This is a genomic window from Saccharopolyspora sp. CA-218241 (genome assembly GCF_050954615.1).
Classification (GTDB): domain Bacteria; phylum Actinomycetota; class Actinomycetes; order Mycobacteriales; family Pseudonocardiaceae; genus Saccharopolyspora; species Saccharopolyspora cebuensis.
The window spans coordinates 2974339-2993307 of record NZ_CP191860.1 but is presented as its reverse complement, the minus strand read 5'-3'; the positions used below and the strand labels follow the sequence as shown (position 1 = coordinate 2993307).

20 protein-coding genes and 1 pseudogene are annotated in these 18969 nt (G+C 71.4%); 12 read left to right on the top strand and 9 right to left on the bottom strand.

Annotated features, from left to right (window positions below):
* Positions 1-58: 58 nt before the first annotated feature.
* A pseudogene (locus ACQP0T_RS14225) lies at positions 59-308 on the top strand (VOC family protein); the annotation flags it as partial.
* A 35-nt stretch (positions 309-343) separates the two neighbouring features.
* Here ACQP0T_RS14225 and ACQP0T_RS14220 read toward each other — a convergent pair.
* The gene (locus tag ACQP0T_RS14220) at positions 344-814 is read right to left on the bottom strand and encodes a MarR family winged helix-turn-helix transcriptional regulator (protein WP_433868495.1); all 471 of its coding nucleotides are present in this window, start codon (positions 812-814) and stop codon (positions 344-346) included.
* 253 nt (positions 815-1067) lie between these two features.
* Between ACQP0T_RS14220 and ACQP0T_RS14215 the strand changes: the two genes are divergently transcribed.
* Both ACQP0T_RS14215 and ACQP0T_RS14210 read left to right on the top strand, forming a co-directional pair.
* On the top strand, positions 1068-2498 hold the full coding sequence (locus ACQP0T_RS14215; protein ID WP_433868494.1) for an MFS transporter: 1431 nt from the start codon (positions 1068-1070) through the stop codon (positions 2496-2498).
* Between the two features lie 17 nt (positions 2499-2515).
* Positions 2516-3307, top strand: coding sequence for an SDR family NAD(P)-dependent oxidoreductase (locus tag ACQP0T_RS14210; RefSeq protein WP_433868493.1), 792 nt, complete (start codon positions 2516-2518; stop codon positions 3305-3307).
* A 12-nt stretch (positions 3308-3319) separates the two neighbouring features.
* Here ACQP0T_RS14210 and ACQP0T_RS14205 read toward each other — a convergent pair whose 3' ends face one another.
* Positions 3320-3859 (bottom strand): putative immunity protein, encoded by a 540-nt coding sequence (locus tag ACQP0T_RS14205; protein WP_433868492.1) that lies wholly within the window; start codon positions 3857-3859, stop codon positions 3320-3322.
* A gap of 124 nt (positions 3860-3983) precedes the next feature.
* Here ACQP0T_RS14205 and ACQP0T_RS14200 point away from each other — a divergent pair, with 124 nt between their 5' ends.
* Positions 3984-4874, top strand: a complete 891-nt coding sequence (locus ACQP0T_RS14200) for an aminoglycoside phosphotransferase family protein (protein ID WP_433868491.1) — start codon at positions 3984-3986, stop codon at positions 4872-4874.
* Positions 4875-4898: 24 nt separating this feature from the next.
* Here the strand turns inward: ACQP0T_RS14200 and ACQP0T_RS14195 are convergent, their stop codons facing one another.
* Positions 4899-5297, bottom strand: a complete 399-nt coding sequence (locus ACQP0T_RS14195; protein ID WP_433868490.1) for an MmcQ/YjbR family DNA-binding protein — start codon at positions 5295-5297, stop codon at positions 4899-4901.
* Positions 5290-5700 (bottom strand): MmcQ/YjbR family DNA-binding protein, encoded by a 411-nt coding sequence (locus ACQP0T_RS14190; protein WP_433868489.1) that lies wholly within the window; start codon positions 5698-5700, stop codon positions 5290-5292. The genes ACQP0T_RS14195 and ACQP0T_RS14190 overlap by 8 nt, the downstream gene beginning before the upstream one ends.
* 423 nt (positions 5701-6123) lie before the next feature.
* Here ACQP0T_RS14190 and ACQP0T_RS14185 point away from each other — a divergent pair, with 423 nt between their 5' ends.
* From ACQP0T_RS14185 to ACQP0T_RS14175, 3 genes are read left to right on the top strand one after another with little or no spacing between them, the layout of a single operon-like run.
* Positions 6124-6462 (top strand): ArsR/SmtB family transcription factor, encoded by a 339-nt coding sequence (locus ACQP0T_RS14185; protein ID WP_433868488.1) that lies wholly within the window; start codon positions 6124-6126, stop codon positions 6460-6462.
* Positions 6459-6935: an SRPBCC domain-containing protein gene (locus ACQP0T_RS14180; RefSeq protein ID WP_433868487.1), complete on the top strand. Its 477-nt coding sequence runs from the start codon at positions 6459-6461 to the stop codon at positions 6933-6935. Before ACQP0T_RS14185 ends, ACQP0T_RS14180 begins: the two co-directional genes overlap by 4 nt.
* The gene (locus tag ACQP0T_RS14175; protein WP_433868486.1) at positions 6932-7561 is read left to right on the top strand and encodes a dihydrofolate reductase family protein; all 630 of its coding nucleotides are present in this window, start codon (positions 6932-6934) and stop codon (positions 7559-7561) included. The genes ACQP0T_RS14180 and ACQP0T_RS14175 overlap by 4 nt, the downstream gene beginning before the upstream one ends.
* Before the next feature lie 230 nt (positions 7562-7791).
* On the opposite strand, the gene ACQP0T_RS14170 is transcribed toward ACQP0T_RS14175, so the two are convergent.
* Positions 7792-8151 carry a MerR family transcriptional regulator gene (locus ACQP0T_RS14170; protein ID WP_433868485.1) on the bottom strand — a complete coding sequence of 120 codons (360 nt, stop codon included), beginning with the start codon at positions 8149-8151 and terminating at the stop codon, positions 7792-7794.
* A gap of 130 nt (positions 8152-8281) precedes the next feature.
* Here ACQP0T_RS14170 and ACQP0T_RS14165 point away from each other — a divergent pair, with 130 nt between their 5' ends.
* The 4 genes from ACQP0T_RS14165 (at position 8282) to ACQP0T_RS14150 (ending at position 11886) form a co-directional block, all read left to right on the top strand.
* Positions 8282-8992: a nitroreductase gene (locus ACQP0T_RS14165; protein WP_433868484.1), complete on the top strand. Its 711-nt coding sequence runs from the start codon at positions 8282-8284 to the stop codon at positions 8990-8992.
* Positions 8993-9167: 175 nt separating this feature from the next.
* Complete coding sequence (locus ACQP0T_RS14160) at positions 9168-9914, top strand: NADPH-dependent F420 reductase (protein WP_433868483.1); 747 nt, start codon at positions 9168-9170, stop codon at positions 9912-9914.
* 490 nt (positions 9915-10404) lie between these two features.
* On the top strand, positions 10405-10590 hold the full coding sequence (locus ACQP0T_RS14155; protein ID WP_433868482.1) for a hypothetical protein: 186 nt from the start codon (positions 10405-10407) through the stop codon (positions 10588-10590).
* Positions 10591-10842: 252 nt separating this feature from the next.
* Positions 10843-11886 (top strand): tyrosine-type recombinase/integrase, encoded by a 1044-nt coding sequence (locus ACQP0T_RS14150; RefSeq protein WP_433868481.1) that lies wholly within the window; start codon positions 10843-10845, stop codon positions 11884-11886.
* A gap of 77 nt (positions 11887-11963) precedes the next feature.
* On the opposite strand, the gene ACQP0T_RS14145 is transcribed toward ACQP0T_RS14150, so the two are convergent.
* The 4 genes from ACQP0T_RS14145 to ACQP0T_RS14130 form a co-directional block, all read right to left on the bottom strand.
* Positions 11964-12506 carry an AAA family ATPase gene (locus tag ACQP0T_RS14145; RefSeq protein WP_433868480.1) on the bottom strand — a complete coding sequence of 181 codons (543 nt, stop codon included), beginning with the start codon at positions 12504-12506 and terminating at the stop codon, positions 11964-11966.
* Positions 12507-12541: 35 nt separating this feature from the next.
* Complete coding sequence (locus tag ACQP0T_RS14140; RefSeq protein WP_433868479.1) at positions 12542-14614, bottom strand: putative bifunctional diguanylate cyclase/phosphodiesterase; 2073 nt, start codon at positions 14612-14614, stop codon at positions 12542-12544.
* Positions 14615-14746: 132 nt separating this feature from the next.
* Positions 14747-15409, bottom strand: a complete 663-nt coding sequence (locus ACQP0T_RS14135; RefSeq protein WP_433868478.1) for an HAD family hydrolase — start codon at positions 15407-15409, stop codon at positions 14747-14749.
* 105 nt (positions 15410-15514) lie between these two features.
* Positions 15515-16132, bottom strand: a complete 618-nt coding sequence (locus tag ACQP0T_RS14130) for a TetR family transcriptional regulator (RefSeq protein WP_433868477.1) — start codon at positions 16130-16132, stop codon at positions 15515-15517.
* A 121-nt stretch (positions 16133-16253) separates the two neighbouring features.
* On the opposite strand from ACQP0T_RS14130, the gene ACQP0T_RS14125 reads away from it, so the two are divergent.
* Complete coding sequence (locus tag ACQP0T_RS14125) at positions 16254-18197, top strand: alkyl/aryl-sulfatase (RefSeq protein WP_433868476.1); 1944 nt, start codon at positions 16254-16256, stop codon at positions 18195-18197.
* The last annotated feature ends 772 nt before the right edge of the window (positions 18198-18969 follow it).

Here is an 18969-nt window from a genome sequence, read left to right as displayed (position 1 = left end):
CCGGTCGACCTGTGCGCCGAGCCCGTGGAGCGCACCATCACCCGGTGGGTTCGAACCCGTCCCGCCGGAAGAGCCGGACGGCACCGAGCTGCTGCTGGAGACCGACGGTCATCCCGCCGTGAAGCCGTACAAGGCGGCGCTGGTCAACGACGGCATCCCGGCCGCCTCCTTCGCCGTGGCCGACGTGCCCGCGGAGTTCGACCGGCAGCGCGACCTCGGGGTCCGGTTCGCCCAGGACGGGCCCGGTCACCACAGCGGTCCTCGACGACAGCTGCGGCAACCTCATCCAGATCGTGCACAGCGAGTAAGCACCCGCCCAGGCATCGGCGCCGCTCGCGGGCTCTCAGTCCCGCGCGTCCCGGTCGCGCGGCCAGGGGTTGCCCTCCAGCGCCTCGATGTCGATGTTGAACCTGGTCAGCAGTTCGGCGAAGGCGGCGATGCGTTCCTGCGGCCAGTCGGTGACGACCATGGCCACGCCTTCGCGGCTGCGTTCGCGGTCGGCGGCGAGCAGGTCCAGCCCTGCTTCCGTGGGGCGCAGCCTGCGCGCCATGCCCCCCTGGGGGTCGGCGAACCGCTCGACGAGCCCGTTCTTGAGCAGCGTCGCGACCTGGCGGTTGATCGTGGAGATGTCGAGGCGGAACGCTTCGGCGAGTTCGCGCAGCGACATCGACCCGTCGGTCTCCAGGCGCGTGAGCAGCAGGTACGCCGAGCGCTCCAGGTGCTGACCCGGGCGGGACTGCTTGAGGGACAGGTGGTGCCGGGAGAACAGCAGGAGCTCGCGCTCCAGATCGTCGATGTACCGGTCCTGCGTCACGGCGCACTCCTCGCTGTCCCTCGTCACCGCCGCGCGGCGGAACCCGATATGTATGCTACACATGATGTGTATGGTGCACAAGGATGCCCGGTGGAGGTCGCGCCAAGCGATCCGCCGCAGCGCACGAGGGGGAACCGGCGATGCGCACCGGCCCCGCGGCAGCGGGGGAGCCACCTCGCCGCAGCGCTGTCCTGACCCGGGGGCACCGGCCGCCGCTCGCTGCCCGGAACCGAACTAGCAGCAAAGGAATCCCGTGACCGTCCTCCCTCGTGCCTCGCCCGGCACGATCACCGCGATCCTCTCGGCGTGCGGCGTCGTGGTCTCGCTCATGCAGACGCTGGTCGTGCCGATCATCCCCGTGCTGCCGCGGCTGCTGGACGCCTCGCCGACCGCGACGTCGTGGGTGGTGACCGCGACGCTGCTCGCCACCGCGGTGATCACCCCGATCAGCGGCCGCCTCGGCGACATGTACGGCAAGCGCCGCGTGCTGATCGCCAGCATGGTCGCGCTGGTCGCCGGATCGCTCGTGTGCGCGATGTCCGGCTCGTTGACCCCGATGATCATCGGGCGCTTCCTGCAGGGATGCGCCACCGGTGCCATCCCGCTGGGGATCAGCATGCTGCGCGACGAAATGCCGCCGGAGCGGGCGGGCACCTCGGTGTCGCTGATGGGCGCCACGCTCGGCGTCGGTGGCGCGCTCGGGCTGCCGCTGGCCGCCGCGGTCACCCAATTCGCGGACTGGCAGCTCCTGTTCTGGCTCTCCAGCGCGCTCGGTGCGGCGTGCCTGGTGCTCGTCGTGCTGCTGATCCCCGAATCCCCGGTGCGCACCCCGGGCCGGTTCGACGTGGTCGGGGCCCTGGGGCTCACGGCCGGGCTGGGCTGCCTGATGCTGGCGATCATCCAGGGCAGCGCCTGGGGCGCCGGGGTCACCGCGGCGTTGCTCGCCGCCGCCGCGCTGATCCTGCTCGGGTGGGCGCTGGTCGAACTGCGCTCACCGCAACCCCTGGTGGACCTGCGGGTTTCGGCCTCCCGCCCGGTGCTGTTCACCAACCTGGCCTCGGTGCTGGTCGGCTTCTCGATGTACTCGATGTCGCTGACGTTCCCGCAGCTGCTGCAGGCACCGCCGAGCACCGGCTACGGCTTCGGGCAGTCCATGCTGGCCGCCGGGCTCGCCCTGGCGCCCGCCGGTCTGGTGATGATGGCGCTCTCCCCGGTCTCGGCCCGGATCTCGGCCAGCCGGGGACCGCGCACCGGGCTGATGGCCGGACTGCTGGTCATCGCCTGCGGATACGGCTTCGGGCTGCTGCTGATGGACGAGGTGTGGCAGATCGTGCTGTCGTCGCTCATCACCGGCGCCGGGGTCGGCATCGTCTACTCCACCATGCCCACGTTGATCATGGCCTCGGTGCCGCGGACCGAGAGCGGGGCGGCCACGGGGCTCAACGCGCTGATGCGCTCCATCGGCACCTCCACCTCGAGCGCGGTGATGAGCGTCGTCCTGGCCCGGATGACCACCTCCCTCGGCACGGCCCAGGTGCCGACCGAGCAGGCCTTCCGGCTGACCTTCGTGCTCGCCATCGTCGCCGCGCTGGCCGGTATCGGACTGGCCGCCCTGATCCCCCGGAGCCCCACCGGCGCACCCGGTGACACCCCCGCCACCCCGGCCGCGGACGTGGCCCGTTGACCCGAAAGGACGCACCCATGCACCGGCTCGACGACAAGACCGCGGTCATCACCGGGGCCGCCGGCGGCATCGGTTCCGCCGCCGCCCGGCTGATGGCCGCCGAAGGCGCCCGCGTGCTGCTGGCCGATCTGGACCTGGAGCACGTGGACCACCTCGCGCGCACGATCCGGGAGGAAGGCGGCAACGCCGTCGCCACGACCGTCGACGTCCTCGACGAGAACTCGATCGCGGCGATGATCGACAAGGCGGTCGCCGAGTTCGGCGGACTGCACGTGCTGTGCAACCACGTCGGCGGCAGCGACCCGAGCAAGGACACCGACCTGCTGAGCCTGGACCTCGCCGAGTGGGACCGGGTGATGGACCTGAACGTGCGCAGCACGGTGGTGGCCTCGCGGCTGGCGATACCGCACATGATCGCCGCGGGCGGCGGCTCCATCATCAACACCGCCTCGGTCGCCGGGGTGCAGGGCGATGCGGTGCAGTGCGCCTACGGGACGGCCAAGGCCGGGGTCATCAGCCTCACCCGCTACATCGCCACCCAGTACGGGCCCAGGGGAGTCCGCTGCAACGCGATCGCGCCGGGAGCGACCATGACCCCGGCGTTGCGGGACAACCTGCCCACCGAGGTGGTCGACGAGATCCGGCGCAACACCTCGCTGCGCAGCATCGGGGAACCGGCGGACATCGGTCACGCGATGGTGCACCTGGCCTCGGACGAATCCCGCTACACGACCGGTCAGCTCCTGGTGATCGACGGTGGGCTGACCACCCAGAGCGCGTTCGCACCGGGACGGCGCGGCGGCTCCTGACCTGCCCGCCCGTCAGCCGGAGGCGCGCAGGGCAGCGTCCAAACCGCTCATGAGCTGCCCGACGCGATTCCGGGCGGTGGGCGCCGCGGGATACCGGCGGAGGACGTCGACCAGGACCGGTGTGGCGCGCCGCCGCGCCTGCTCGATCCGCAGCTCGCCGACCGCCGGATCCTCGCCCGCGGTCAGCTCGGCGACGCGCGCGGCACTCGCGGCGGCCCGCAGGATGTGCCCCACCTGCGTGGCCTTCGCGATCGGGTGCAGGTAGGCGGCGGAGGCGGCATCACCGGCGGAGCGCGCCGCGAGCCGAGCGGCTTCGCCGGTGGCCTGCCGGGCGGCGCGGTGCGCGTCCAACGAGGTGACGCGCTGCAGCGCGGTGCGTTTCGCGCCCCCGACGAACTGCCATGCGGCGTCGAGGGCCGCGCGCGGACGACGGTCACCGGGCACGGCGTCCTCGAACACCGGGAGGACGTCCTGCGCGCTGTCGGCCGCGAACCGCGCGACGACCCGCAGTTCGTCCATCGTCAACTCGAAATCACCGGCCGCGGTCGCCACGACCCCGATCCTTCCACCGGCTGACCGCCCGCCGAGAGCGACCTCCCGCAGCTGGGGCATGGGGGTCGGTCCGGCGGGTCACGGGCGGAGCCATCGGCGGCGGCCACCGGTACTGTGGCCCCGCATGACCGACCCCGAGATCGAGATCACCGCGGACCTGGTCCACGACCTGCTGGCGGAGCAGCATCCGGACCTCGCGGGGCTGGCCCTCCGCGAAGTAGCGGGCGGGTGGGCCAACCACATGTGGCGCCTCGGGGACGAGTTGGCCGTGCGCATGCCGCGTACCGACGGTGCCCCGGGGCTCCAGCGCACGGAGCGCCGGTGGCTGCCCGTCCTGGCCCCGCGCCTGCCGCTCCCGGTCCCCGGCCCGGTACGGATCGGTGCACCATCCGCGCGCTTCCCGAAGCCCTGGACCATCATGACGTGGGTCCCCGGCGAGCCGCTGGACCACACCTCCCTCAGCCGCGGCGACCACGCGGCCGACGCCCTGGCGGGTTTCCTCACGGCACTCCACGTGGCGGCGCCCGAGGACGCGCCGGTCAGCGCGGACCGCGGCGACCATCCCAAGAACTGCTCGGACGGGTTCGACCACTTCTTCCACGCCGTCGTCCCCGAGGACCTCGCCGACGGTGTCCGGGCCGTCTGGGACGACGCCGTCGCGGCACCCGAGTGGGCGGGTCCGCCGCTGTGGGTGCACGGCGACCTGCATCCCGCGAACGTCGTCGTCTCGGACGGGACGCTCTCGGGCGTGCTCGACTTCGGTGACATGTTCGCCGGCGATCCGGCCTGGGACCTCGCGGCCGCATGGGTCATCCTCCCCACCGGCGCCGCCGCACGCTTCTTCGACGCCTACGCGCAGGCGGACGAGGGGACGATCCGGCGCGCCCGCGGCCTGGCCGCCCTGAAGGGCCTGGTCCTCATGCTGATCGGCCGGAACGGGGACCGGGGCCTTCCAGGCGGCAAGCCGACATGGGGACCCGCAGGCCGGGCGGCACTCGATCGTGTGCTGTCGTAGAGCCGCTGGGCGAGTCCGTGCCGACTACGGGTTCGCCCAGCGGGGTCTGCGCCGGTGCGGCACGGTGTCCAGGACGAGGTCGTAGGAGCCGGTCACGCAGTCCTCGACGAATTCCGCGGTGATGCCGCGGCCGGCGCCCACGGAGATCCAGTGGTCCTTGTTGAGGTAGCGGCCCGCGGTGATCGAGGGGTAGCTGTGCCGCAGCGCTCGCGCCTGCTCGGGCTCGGACTTGACGGTGATGATCCGTTCGTCCGGATCGTCGGTGACGATCAGGAAGACTTTGCCCGCCACCTTGTGGACGTCGAGCTTGTCGACGAAGGGCCGCCCGCGGGTGACGCCGGGCAGTCCGGCGGCCGCGCTGCGGGCGAGGTGCTGCAGCGTCTGGCCGGTCAGGGCCCCGGCGGGCGGGTCGCGGTCAGGCACCGACCGCCTCCGGGGCGAGGGGGCGACGGGAGCGGGGCAGCGTGTCGAGCACGAGGCGGTAGGACTCGGTCACCAGCTCCTCGACCAGCTTCGCGTCGATGGAGTCGCCGGGAGCAAGGGTGATCCAGTGCTTCTTGTTCATGTGGTAACCGGCGGTGATGTCGGCATACGCTTCCCGCAGCGTTGCCGCGTCGCTGGGATCGGCCTTGACGATCACGACCGGCTGACCGGCCACGACCCCGGCGTCGCGCACGCGGGAATGCCGCGGGACCTCGGTCATCAGCAGGAACCACTTCTCGTGCACCCGGCACGCCTCCCAGCCGGGCTCGAACGAGTACAGCGTGGTCGCCGGCAGGTCCAGCGCACACCGCTGCGCCGCTTCCTGCAAGGCCTTGCCCTTCATCGTCGTCGCTCTCCTCATCCACGCGGATACAGCCGACGGCGGGCAGGGCTGCGCGCCCCCTCCACCGCCACTCGCAGGTCTACCCAGCCGGGAAACAGGCCATCCGCTTCCGGAAGCGGACCACGGTTCACGCCGGCTCAGCATGCTGCCCAGCGGCTCGGCCTGGCACACCGAAATCTCAGCTCCGCCCGCGGGCCTGACCTGAGCCACCGAGCACGGTAGCCCGTGCCGGCAGCACGCGAGGTCGGCGACCAGCGTTCTGCGGCTCGGCGGCCTCGTCGTCGCTGTTGTCGGCGCAGCACGGATGGTCGGCTGTGTTGGCCGGCCCGGCCCCGGCGGGCCCGACCCGACGGGACTCACGAGCCGTCCGGATGGAAACTTAGCCGTTGCGCTCAGCATCAGGGTCAAGTGATACTTAGCCCGATGGCACAGTATTCGTCGCAGTTGGACGGCGTGTTCGTCGCGCTCGCCGACCCGACCAGGCGCGCCGTCGTCCGGCGCCTCGGGCGCGGGTCGGCGAGCGTCGGCGAACTCGCGCGCGAATTCCCGATGACCCTCCCCTCGTTCATGAAGCACGTGCGGACGCTCGAATCGAACGGGCTCATCCGCACGGTCAAGTCCGGCCGGGTGCGCACCTGCGTGCTCGACCGCGAGCGGCTCGCCCTCGTCGACGACTGGCTCGCCGAGCAGCGCCGCACCTGGGAGGAGCGCACCGACCGCCTCGAACAGTTCGTCACCGCCCCGGAGGAGAGCACGCCGTGAACCCCGATCTCGACCTCGGCCTGGAGCGGATCATCCGCGCCCCGCGTGCCACCGTGTGGAGCGCCTGGACCGACCCGGCCCGGCTCGCGCAGTGGTGGATCCCGGCGCCGACCCGCTGCCAGGTGGACCGCCTCGACGCCCGGCCCGGCGGGGCGTTCGTGACGCGGATGAGCGACGACGGGGCCGAGTTCGTCCCGCACCTGGACGCGTGCTTCCTCGCCGTCGACGAACTCGAGCGGATCGTGTTCACCAACGCGGTCGACAGCTCGTGGCGTCCGGCGAACCCCGCCCCAGTCGCGATGACCGCCACGATCACGTTCGGGGAGCACCCGGATGGCACGGACTACCGGCTCGTCATCCGCCACGCCGACCCGCACGCCCGCGCCCTGCACGGAAAGCTCGGCTTCGCCGAGGGCTGGGGCACGGTCGCGGCTCAGCTGGCCACGTTCGTCGAGCAGGAGGCGGCACGATGAAGATCACCCTCACCGAGTTCGTCACGCTCGACGGCGTCAGCCAGGGACCGGGCTCGCCCGACGAGGACACCACCGACGGGTTCACCCGCGGCGGCTGGCTCGTGCCCTACCTCGACGAGACCTTCGTCCGGCGCACCTCCGAATGGCTCGACCTCGCGGACGGCCTGCTGCTCGGCAGGCGCACCTACGAGGCATTCGCGCGCGACTGGCCGGAGATCACCGATCCGGCCGATCCCTTCACCGAGCGGATGAACGCGCTGCCGAAGTACGTCGTGACGAACACCCTCACCGAGGGGACCTGGCACCCCACGACCGTGCTCACCGGCGACCCGGTCGTGACGGTCGCCGAACTCAAAGCACGACCGGGACGGGAACTCCAGATCCACGGCAGCGCTCGCCTCGGCGACGCGCTGCTGTCAGCAGGCCTGATCGACACGCTCCGCCTCGCGGTCGCGCCCACAGTGCTCCGCACCGGCCGACGCCTCCTGACCGGCGCGGATGGTGGCGCGTCCGGTCTCCGCCTGGTCCGCCACGACGCGACGCCCAACGGCCTGCTGCTCCTCGAATACGCGGCAGCGGGCCAAGCACCCCGGGCCCACTACGAGGGCGTCACCGCCTTCATGTGAGCGGGCGGGCCGGTCGTGGACCAACGCCGCCAGCGCCCGGCGGCGGTCCAGGCCCGCGTCCTCACGCACCTGGGGGCGAGGAGGACTGCTGCAGGATCTGGCGGTAGCCCCGGGGTGGGACGACGGTACCGGCTTGTCCTGTTCGCGACCCCTGCGCGACCCGCACGGGTGATCTGCCGGGGTAGCACCCAGGCACGATGGTCAACGGGCAGGCGTGGCTCAGGCGGTGTTCACTCGCCGCGCATGGCTTCCTGGGTGGCTTTGACCATGCCATCCAGAGTCTGACGTGCGCGGGCCAGTTCCTCCGCCTGGGTGTCGATGCGCTCGAGTTCGGAGACGAGCTGGCGCAGGACCTGCGGCGGGCAGCGCTCCCCGTTGTTCTTGATGTGCGGCAAGAGCGCAGCGATGGTCGTGCTGTTCATCCCCACGGCGAAGAACTGCCGGATCAACACCACACGGCTCACGGCGTCCTCGCCGTAGTGGCGCTGCCCACTGGCGCTGCGTTCGCTGGACAGCATGCCCTGCTTCTCGTAGTAGCGCAGGGAACGCACGCTGGCTCCAGTCCGCTCGGCCAGCTCCCCGATCCGCACGAACGGCCTCCGTTCCGATTTGCCCCTGACACCAATGTCAGGTCCTAGTGTAGCGGCGCGGCCGCCACCAACCACCAGGACGTGGTCGTGCGGTGTGCGCGTGAACCGACCCCACCCGGAAGGAACCGTCGTGCCTGACAGTCCCCGTGCCTTCACCGACATCGTGCGCTCCCGGCGCTCGGTCCGGGGCTTCGTCCCGGATCCGGTGCCCGCGGCCGACATCCGTGCGGTGCTGGAGGACGCACAGAAGGCGCCGTCCAACTGCAACACCCAGCCCTGGCAGGTGCACATCGTCTCGGGCGCGCAGCGCGACGCCCTGAGCGCCGCGCTGCTGGACGCGGACAGGGACGGCCGGTTCTCCTCCGACTTCAGCTTCGACTACGCCGACTTCGGCGAGGGCGTCTACCTCCAACGCGCTCGTGAGCAGGGCGCGGCCTATTACCAGTCCCTGGGGGTGGAGCGTTCCGACGCACCAGGGCGCCGCGCCGCCGCGCTGCGCAACCTGGAGTTCTTCGGCGCCCCTCACGTGGCTCTGCTGTTCATGCCCCAGTTCGGCGACGGGGTTCGTGTGGCCGGTGACGTGGGCATGTACGCGCAGACCTTCCTTCTCGCGTTGGAGGCGCGCGGCCTGGCGGGCATTCCGCAGACGATGCTGGGCTCCTACGCCGACGTGGTGCGTGAGTCCTTGGATGTCAAGCCGCGGATGAAGCTGTTGTTCGGCATGTCCTTCGGCCGGGCCGACCCCGAGGGGCCTGCGAAGGAGTACCGGATGGGTCGGGTACCGCTGGCCGAGAGCGTGGTGCTGCACGACACTCCCGGAGTCCTGGACGGGGCGCACTAGCGACCAACGAAGGGCCCACGGGCTCTGACTCGACCGGCGGCACGCAGGCGCCCGCTCCTGCTGCGGTCAGGTGTGTCGCTGTCGCTGGCGTCCACCGCCCGGGCGTCGGCGCGAGAACGGTGCGGGGCCGACCAGTTCCGCTTCACCACATCCATCACCACACAGGAGACCCACCGTGAAGATCGGCATTGTAGGAGTCGGGCACATCGGCAAGACCCTCACCCAGCGGTTGAGCGCTGCCGGACACGACGTGAAGGTGGCCAACTCGCGCGGACCGCACACGATCGCGGCCGACGTGCTGGCCGTGGGAGGGCGAGCGGTCTCAGCGGCCGAAGCCGTGGTGGACGTGGACGTCGTGATCCTGTCGATCCCGATGAACCGTCTTGCGCAGATCGCGTCGCTGATCGCCGGGGTGCCTGCTGAGACGGTCATCATCGACACGTCGAACTACTACCCGATGCGCGACGACCGGATCACGGCCATCGAGGCAGGCCAGGTCGAAAGCCTGTGGGTGACCGAACAGCTGGGCCGACCCGTGGTCAAAGCATGGAACGCGATCGGTTCCGACTCCTTGGCCAGGAAGGGCACGCCCGCGGGAAGTCCGGGGCGCATCGCCATCCCGGTCGCGGCCGACAGCGACGGGGAGCGCGACGTGGGGATGGCGCTCGTCGAGGACACCGGGTTCGACGCATTCGATGCCGGAACGCTCGCGCAGTCATGGCGGCAGCAGCCGGGTGCTCCCTGCTACTGCACCGACCTCACCCGACAGGAGATGCCGACCGCGCTGGAAGCGGCCGATGCGGCGCGCTTGCCCAAGCGGCGGGACCTGGCGGTCGCTGCGATCCGGGAAAGGGTCGGGGACGCCGTGACCAATCCCGACGCGGAATACGGTGTCCGCCTGAGCAGGGTCCTGTACATGTGAACCCAAGAGGCGCAACCAGGGACCAGGAAGCCCGTTGCCGGATCGAGCGAAAGCCGCGGCCACTCATCAGTCGATGGTGATCCCCGCCAGGCGGTGACCGTGGCTCCGGGAGATTCGAGCCCTTCGGTGCGGCCGCTACCTGCGTCCTCGCCGGAGCGTCCTGGGCACTCATGAGAGCCTCCGCCGATTCTGCGGCGGGGGCTCTCACATGTGGCCAGAAGGTGCGCTCGGCCACCTTCACGCGTCGGATCCCCTCCAGGTCGGCGCGCAACTCCTCGGCCCAGCCCGGCGCGGCCGGGGCCTGCATCATCTGCTCGACCGGCACTGCGGGGTCGGCGAGTAGATCTGGGTGTAGGCCCCTGGCCCAGGTTGGGCGGCAAGGACCGCACCGTGCCCCTGCACACCCGGCCCGTGCCTCGATCGAGGCGCTCCTGGACGACCAGGGCCGACCAAGTCCGGGCCGCCCATCCACAACCGCGACGGCGGGGCGGTGTCCACGTGGGCCCGCGGTATCCCGCCCCCGGAGCCGGGACGAGATCGGCCCCCGGCCGACAACGGCGAGGCCTTCGGCCCGCACGTGTTGCGCCACATCTTCGGCACTGACCTCCTGCGCGGCCGCGGCGACCTCGCCGCCGAGCTGGTCGGACACGTCGACCTCAACGCCACCCGCCGCTAGGCCCTGCCCACCACGGCTCACCGGTCGGTGGTCAGCGCCTCCAGGGCGCAGGCCTCGTCGGCGCCGCCCGGGACAGCGATCAAGGCCGTCAACGAGCTGGGCAGAGCTTCGATGGCTTGGCCCCAGTTCCCGCCTGATTACGTTGCAGGTCTTGCGAAAACGTTTTTATAGAAACGAAACGATAAGGCGTGCCCGATGATCCCCGCGCAGGAGTGCGCGCATAATCACGCTTATGTGCGCTATGATGGGCACATGAAGATCGACACCGCCGGGGCGGGGGAGACGGTGCCGCTGCGGCCGCAAACGGAATTGCTGGCGGCGACGGGGCGGACCGGGCACACCGTGGGGGCGCTGGTGTCGGCGTGGCTGGGGTCCTACGCCGAGTCGGCCGACACGCGCGCCGCCTACGCCCGGGACCTGCGGGAGTACCTGGCCTGGTGCACGCGGCGGTCGCTGGACCCGCTGGCGCTGCGGCTGCCGGAAGTGCAGATGTACGCCACCGAGCTGGCGTCGGTACCGCACCCGCGCACCGGCCGGGTGCTGGCGGCCTCGACGCGGGCCCGCAAGCTCGCGGCCGTGTCGAGCTGGTACACGTTCCTGGTCCGCGCCGGGGTCCTCGACGCCAACCCGGCCCGCGACGCGGCCCGGCCCCGCTACGACCGGGGCCACTCACCGACGGCGAGCGTGTCCCAGCAGCAGGCCGCGGCGATGGTCACCGCCACCGGGCAGCGCGGGCACCGCACCCTCGGCGCGGAGGCCGCCGCGGTGGTCGTCGGTCTGCTCATCGGGCTCGGGCTGCGGGTCTCCGAAGTGTGCCAGGCGCGGCTGTCCGACCTCGGCCAGCGCGACGGGATGCGGGTGCTCACCGTGCGGATGAAGGGCGGCAAGGTCCGGACCCGGCCGGTGCCCGCGCCGCTGGCGCCCGCGCTCGACGCCTACCTGGCGGTGCGGCCCGCCTCGGACGCCGAGGCGCTGATCCTGACCCTGGGTGGTGCTCCGGTGAACCGGCACCAGGTGTACCGACTGGTGCAGCGGATCGCGGCCGAAGCCGGCGTCCCGACCCCGAAGCGGATCACGCCGCACTCGATGCGGCACACCTTCAACACCATCGCCCGGGAGCGGGGAGCGGCGCTGGAGGACCGCCGGGACGCGCTCGGGCATTCCTCGGCGGCGATCACCCAACTCTACGACCACGTCGCACTGTCGGTCACCCGCGACCCGGCGCACCTCGTCGCCGCCGCCACGAGCACCCCCGGGCCCGCGGAAGAACCGGATCAAGGCACCCCTCACCCCTGACCATTTCCATCACGGTGACGAAAAGAAGGTGAGGGGAGGCGGCTGATCCTCGGAGGCGGGCAACGCCGCGCCGCGGCTCAGCGCAGCGCGTCGAGGACGAAGTCGACCCGGTCGGCCACGCTCGACTTCGGCAGCACCAGCAGCCGGTACCCGTACTCGGTGTAGGCCTCCACCATGGCGTGAAAGGTCGCCTCGGCCTCCTCCGGGGACTGGCCGCGCTCGGCATCCACGCCGTAGATCTCCGGCCAGAACGGAGCCAGGAACACCTCCCGCCGATAACCGAAACCGCGCGCCGCCGCATCGACGTGCGCGGGCACCTCACGGCCCCGCACGCGCAGGAACCCCACCAGATCCGGCATCCCGCGATCGAAGAACACCACACCCGGGCGCGACTGCGCCCATCGGTAGGACCGCAGCTCCCAACTCAGCATCAGCTCCGCGAACAGCACCTCGTCCCGCCACGGCACCCCGGAACCCCCGATGCCGACCTGATCGACGATCACCCCGCGGCCGGCCTCCGGGGTCCGCGCATGCCCGCGCTGCGCCAGCGCCTCGACCAGCGTGCTCTTGCCCGACCCGGGACCGCCGGTGATCACCACGAAACGCCGGTCCTGCGGCACCCCACCACCTTCTCCGATGACGAGCGGTCAGGCGTTCAGGGTAGCGGCAGCGACCCCACCGCCAGCAGCTCCCGCAACTTCGCCACCGGCATCGCCCGCGCGAACAACCAGCCCTGGAACGTATCGGCGCCCATCGCGGTCAGCAGCTCGAACTGCGCCGCGGTCTCCACGCCCTCGGCCACGCAACTGCGCCCGGTGGCGTGCGCCAAGTCGATCGCCGAGCGCACGATCGCCCGGTCGGCCTCCTCCTGCTCCAAACCCGACACGAACTGCCGGTCCAGCTTGATGATCCCGGCGGGCAGGTCCTTCAGCCGCGCCAACGACGAATAGCCCGTGCCGAAGTCGTCCACCGCGAACGTCGCACCCCGCTCGATCAACCGGCCCATGCCCTCCCGCGCCACCGTCGACACGTCGACCAGCGAAGTCTCGGTCACCTCCAGCACCACCCGCCGCGCATCGATCCGGCACCCGGTCAGCGTCTCGTCGATGGTCTCCAGGAACGCCAGCTCGGTGGTGATCTTCGCGCTCAGGTTCAACGCGACCCGCACGTCCCGGCCGTGCACCCGCGGCCAGTCCGCGGCTTCCCGCAGCGCCGTCCGCAGCACCCACAGGTCCACCTCCCGCAACAGGTCGCCCTGCTCCGCGGTCGACAGAACCACATCCGGCCCCAGCAGCCCGAACTCCGGATGCGGCCAGCGCAGCAACGCCTCGGCCGTGACGATCCTGCGCTGCGCGTCCACCACCGGCTGGTAGTACAGCTCCAGCCCGTCGGTGCGCAGCGCCTCGGCGAGCTCGCCCTCCATCCGCACCTGCTGCGCCGCCCGCGTCGCCATCGCCGGATCGGCCAGGGCCACCTGCCCCGTGCCCGACCGCTTGGCGCGGAACACCGCCGCATCGGCGAAGCGCAGCAGATCCTCCCCGGTCATCTCCCCGGAGGGGAACATCGCCGCCCCCACCGACGCCGTCACCCGCACCAGGTGCTCCCGGATCGGCGAGACCATCCGCAGCACCCGCGCGACGTGATCGGCGCACCACCGCAGCGACTCCACCGACTCCACATCCTCGAGCACCACCAGGAACTCGTCACCCGACAACCGCGCCACCGCGCAGCCCTCCGGCAACGCCGCCGCCAGCCGCCGCCCGGCCTGCACGATCAGCTCATCCCCGGCGGCGTGCCCCAGCGAATCGTTGACCCGCTTGAAGTTGTCGATGTCGCACAGCAGCAACCCCATCCGCTCCGACGAGGACGCCAGCAGCTCCGCGACACCCTGCCGGTTCGGCAACCCGGTCAGGGGATCGTGGGTCACCTGGTACCGCAGCTCCTCGGTGCGGCGAATGCGTTCGGTGACGTCCTGGAACACCACCAGCCAGAACCGGCTCCCGTCGTCCTGCACCGACAGAGCACTGCGCACCTCGCACACCACCCGCTGCCCGTCGGAGCGCGCCAGCACCCGCTGACCCGCTCCGCCCCCGGCCTCCTTCCGGGCCCGAGGTGCGGTCAACCCGAACTCCTGGTCGTCCGGGTGCAGCAGCTCCAGCCCCCGCGCCCCCAGCAGCTCGGCCCGGGACCGCCCCAGGAGCCCGCACAGCGCGTCGTTGCACTCTCGCACCCGATCGGCCTCGTCGAAGAACGCCACCCCGACCGGGGCCAACCCGAACAGATCGGTGAACCGCTGGTACGACCGCTGATGACGGGCGTGGGTCTCGGTCTCGTCGCGGATCACCTTGATGAAACCCCGCAAGTCACCGGACTCGCCCTGCTGGGCGGCGAGCACCGTGTAGGCCCAGAACCGCGTCCCGTCCCGGCGCACCCGCCAACCCTCGTCGACGTGCACCCCGATCTCGGCGGTCCGCGTGAGCTCCGCATCCGGGAAACCTTCCGAAACCTCCTCCGGCGGGTAGAACACCGAGAAGTGCCTGCCGATGATCTCCTCACCGGTGTAGCCCTGCAGCCGCTCGGCCTCGGCGTTCCACGTCACCACGCGACCGCCGACGTCCAGCGACACGATCGCGACCGTGCCCGCACCGCTGTGCTCGCGCAGCACCGCACGACTCCGCGACAGCGCCTCGCGGTCGGACGGTGCGGCACCGCCCTCAGGATCGGTCATCACTCGCCACCCAGCGAACGCGGTCGGTTACCGCCCCCATCAAACCCGCATCCGGCCGGGCGCACACGCCGCCCACCCAGCACCCCCACCCCGAAGGAGTGACAACCGCTCCGACGCGGCCCGCCTGGGACATCAGCTCCCGAGCAGCCCCCGGACCACCCGCACCAGGTCATCACCCACCACGTCGGGCGGGGCGAACACCGCGCCGTAGCGGCCCTCCAACCGCGAGCACCACCCGGCCGCGCAGCCGGCCCGCTTCGCGCCGTGGCAGTCCCACGCGTGCACGGCCACCACCGCCAACCCGCCCAGCGGCACGCCCAGGCGCTGCGCCGCCGTGCGGTACAGGCCGGGGGAGGGCTTCCACACGCCGGCCTCGCCCGCGGTGATCACCGGCCCGACGTATCCGTCCAGCCCCGCACCGGCCAGGAACCGCGCCGTCACCTCCGGGTCGCCGACCGTCAGGCATCCCACCGGCATCCCGGCCTCGGTGAGCCGCCGCAGCGCCGGTTCCGCATCCGGATGCGCGGGCAGCTCCCCGAAACCCGACAGCACGTGGTCCAGCTCGTCCTCCGCGGCGGTGTGCCGGGTCTCCGTGCGCAGCGCCTGCCGCGCCACGGCGCCGAACTCCGCCACATCACCGGCCAAGGTCAGGGCCATCGCGTCGCGCTGCAGCCGCAGGAACCAGGGTTGCAGCAGCTCCGGCGGCTGACCGACCGCGGCCAGCCGCGACCGCATCGGCCCCAGGTCCAGCAGCGTCTCCAACACGTCGAACGCGACGGCACGCACCTGTTCCACGCGCACTCCCTCCAGCACGGCTGCACGTGCACCCGACGGTACGGAGGGCCACCACGGCGCTCAAACCGGGAGCACCACGCGGCAGGACGGGGGAGCGGCGGCGCCCTACGGTGCTCCCGCCGCCCCCGGTGCGGTCAGCACACCGGCGATCGCGTCGATCAGCCAGGTCAGCCGCTGCTCGTCCAGACCGTCCGCGCTGCTCCGGGCGTGCGCTTCGAGATCGGCGGCACCGGTGATGAGCAGCCGTGCGCCCAGCTCGAGCCGGAACCGGGCGACGTCGACGGACACCTGCTCGGTCAGCAGCTCCTCGAGACGCGCGATCACCGGCACCGCGCTGCCCACCAGACCGTAGCCCGGCAACTCCGCCACGGTCCGCCCGACGTGGTCGTAGAGCCTGGCGACGAACCGCGCGTAGTGGCTGCCCGGCCGCGCGGCCTGCTCGGCGAACGGGCGGGCCAGCACGGCGGCGAGGTGCCACGGATCCCGGTCCCGGCCGCGGGCGCGCGCGATGTCGAACAGCTCGTCGCGGCGCTGGTCGATGTCGGCGAGCCGGTGCGTGAAGATCGCGGTGATCAGCTTGTGCTTGTCCCCGAAGTGGTAGTGCGTGGCGGCCACGTTGCGCTGCCCCGCCCCGGCGGCGACCTGCCGGAGCGAGACGCCGTCGATGCCGTGCTCGGCGAACAGGCGTTCCGCGGCGAGCAGCAATTCCGCACGAGTATCCACCCGGGAATCCTCGCGCACCCGGAACAAGGCCGTCAATGTCGTATAAAACACTTGAATTAATAGGGTCCCGCTGGGAGAAGTGGAAGGGGAGAGGGCCCCGAACAGCAGCAGAGGAGCCGAAGTGCAACCGATCAACAGGCGGCAGTTCGTAGCCGGCGCGGCGGTGGCGGCCGCCGCCGTGACGACCACGGCCTGCACGCCCACCGGACCGGGTTCCCGGCCCACCGCGACGGTCTACCGCGGCCGGCCACCGGTCGACACGTCCGCACTCCCGTACGCCGACCGCACGGACTTCGCCAACGCCGACCGCGGGTTCCTCGGCCGCCTCGAACCCGGCAAGGTCACCGGCCGGGACGGCACCGTGGTCTACGACGCCGACGCGTACTCGTTCTTGTCCGGCGAAGCCCCCGCCACCGCCGACCCGAGCCTGTGGCGGCAGGGCCAGCTCGCCGCCAAGCAAGGCCTGTACCAGGTCACCGACCGCATCTACCAGGTCCGCGGGCTCGACCTCGCGAACATGACCCTCGTCGAGGGCGACACCGGCGTGCTCGTCATCGACACGCTCACCAGTTCCGAGACCGCCGCGGCAGCGCTCGGGCTCTACCGCAGGCACCGCGGCGACCGACCCATCACCGGCGTCATCTACACCCATTCGCACGTCGACCACTTCGGCGGTACCGGCGGAATCTCGCCACCGGACGGCGTGCCGGTCCTCGCACCCGAGGGGTTCATGGAGCACGCGGTCACCGAGAACGTCTACGCCGGCACCGCGATGAGCCGCCGCGCCGCCTACATGTACGGCGCCCCGCTCGAACGGTCCCCGGAAGGGCAGATCGGCTGCGGACTCGGCCAGGCGGTCGCGACCGGGACGACGACGCTCGTGCCACCGACCGAGATCATCGCCAAGACCGGTGAGCGCCGGACCATCGACGGGATCACCATCGAGTTCCAGATGACCCCGGGCGGGGAAGCGCCCGCGGAGATGAACTTCTACTTCCCGGACCTGAAAGCCCTGTGCGTGGCGGAGAACCTGAACCACACCATGCACAACATCATCACCTTGCGGGGCGCCCAGGTCCGCGACGCCCGGCAGTGGTCGCACTACCTCACCGAGACCATCACGCTGTTCGGCGGCCGAGCCGAGGTCGCCTTCGGCAGCCACCACTGGCCGACCTGGGGCACCGACGAGATCACCGACCTGGTGGGGCGCCAGCGCGACCTGTACGCCTACCTGCACGACCAGACCCTGCGGCTGATCAACCAGGGCCGCACCCCCGCGGAGATCGCCGAAACCCTGGTGCTGCCCCCGGTGCTGGACCGGGAATGGGCCAACCGCGGCTACTACGGCTCGCTCAGCCACAACGTCAAGGGCATCTACCAGCGCTACATGGGCTGGTTCGACGGGAACCCGGCGCACCTGTGGGAACATCCACCCGCCGAGCAGGCCAAGCGCTGGGTCGAAGTGATGGGCGGTGCCGCGGCAGGCATCGAGCAGGCCCGCTCCTACGCCGAGCGGGGCGACCTGCGCTTCGCGGCCACCCTGCTCAACCACTGCGTGTTCGCCGAGCCGGACAACGACCAGGCCAAGCGGGAACTCGCGAACGTCCACACCGCGCTCGGCCAGATGTCGGAGAACGCGGTGTGGCGGAACTTCTACCTGACGGCCGCGCTGGAACTGCGCGAGGGCCGGAAACCGGGCGGCCCGTCCAGCTCCAGCCCGAGCATGATGGCCGCGCTCACGGTGGACCAGATCATCGACTCGATCGCGATCCGGGTGAACGGGCCGGAGGCGTGGGACCTCGCCCTCGCCATGGACTGGGAGGTGACCGACGAGAACCGGATCTGGCACCTGAGACTGGCCAACGGCGTGCTGACCTACCGCAGCGACGAGGTCCCGGACACCGACGCCCGGCTGGTCCTGTCGCTGACCAAGCAACAACTGCTGGACCTGCTGCGCGAGCCGGACCTGACCGGGATCCGGCACACCGGGGACCCGGGCGTGCTGGCGGCCCTGGTGGGGGTGCTGGACCAGCCGGATCCCGGATTCGGCATCGTCACCCCGTGAAGTCCGCGACGGCCACCAGGCCGGGCCGGACCGGCGTAGCGCGGGGAGCGGTCGTCACCTGACGCGCCGTGCGCAGTCGTCGGCGGGGCAGCCCGGACCGGCCGCCTCGCCGGTGACGCGGCGCCCGGTGGGGAAGTGCTCCCGGCGAGGCGCCGAACGTGCTACTTAACATAATGTGCATTATCGGCACTGTGCTGAGCTGCGCGGACATCAGGAAAGCGGTCCGCTCCGGCAGCACGACCCGGCCGCGCGCGCCACTCCGGGCGCACGACGCATCCGGTGCACGGCACCGGCAGCCGCGGCGCGCACACGAGTCCGCCCGGACGTCCGCCGGAACAGTCGATCCCGCAGCGGCGCGCATTTCCCGGCCCAGGACTATTCGCCGCGCCGCCAATGGAACGGACCAGCACGCCACGTTCGGATCCCGTTCCCGTGCGAAGGTGGAATCGACCCCGCGCGACCATTCAGCACAGCAGGTGATCGCCAGGAGAATTCCCCGACGATCACACCAGCGAAAAAGGAGGAAAATCCGGCTCTGGACCTGGCGCTCGCCGACCTCCTGCGCCGTCCACGCCTCGACCATGCACATCGCCGCGCCCGTCACGCTCGCGAGGGCGAACCGGATGACGACGCGAACCTGGACGAGCTCGACCTCATCACCTGGGACCGCGCCCGCTCTCCTCCCCGCGCGGCCGGAACCGCAACTCCAAATGATGGATAATGAACGTTATCCACCATAGTGGTGTTCATGTTCGCTGGGCGGTTCCGGCGG

Bases quoted from the DNA above. Each gene is read 5' to 3' on its own strand.
- ACQP0T_RS14150 (WP_433868481.1), top strand. From the start codon at position 10,843: ATGAAGATCGACACCGCCGGGGCGGGGGAGACGGTGCCGCTGCGGCCG.
- ACQP0T_RS14200 (WP_433868491.1), top strand. From the start codon at position 3,984: ATGACCGACCCCGAGATCGAGATCACCGCGGACCTGGTCCACGACCTG.
- ACQP0T_RS14185 (WP_433868488.1), top strand. From the start codon at position 6,124: ATGGCACAGTATTCGTCGCAGTTGGACGGCGTGTTCGTCGCGCTCGCC.
- ACQP0T_RS14190 (WP_433868489.1), bottom strand. From the start codon at position 5,700: ATGAAGGGCAAGGCCTTGCAGGAAGCGGCGCAGCGGTGTGCGCTGGAC.
- ACQP0T_RS14175 (WP_433868486.1), top strand. From the start codon at position 6,932: ATGAAGATCACCCTCACCGAGTTCGTCACGCTCGACGGCGTCAGCCAG.
- ACQP0T_RS14210 (WP_433868493.1), top strand. From the start codon at position 2,516: ATGCACCGGCTCGACGACAAGACCGCGGTCATCACCGGGGCCGCCGGC.
- ACQP0T_RS14140 (WP_433868479.1), bottom strand. From the start codon at position 14,614: ATGACCGATCCTGAGGGCGGTGCCGCACCGTCCGACCGCGAGGCGCTG.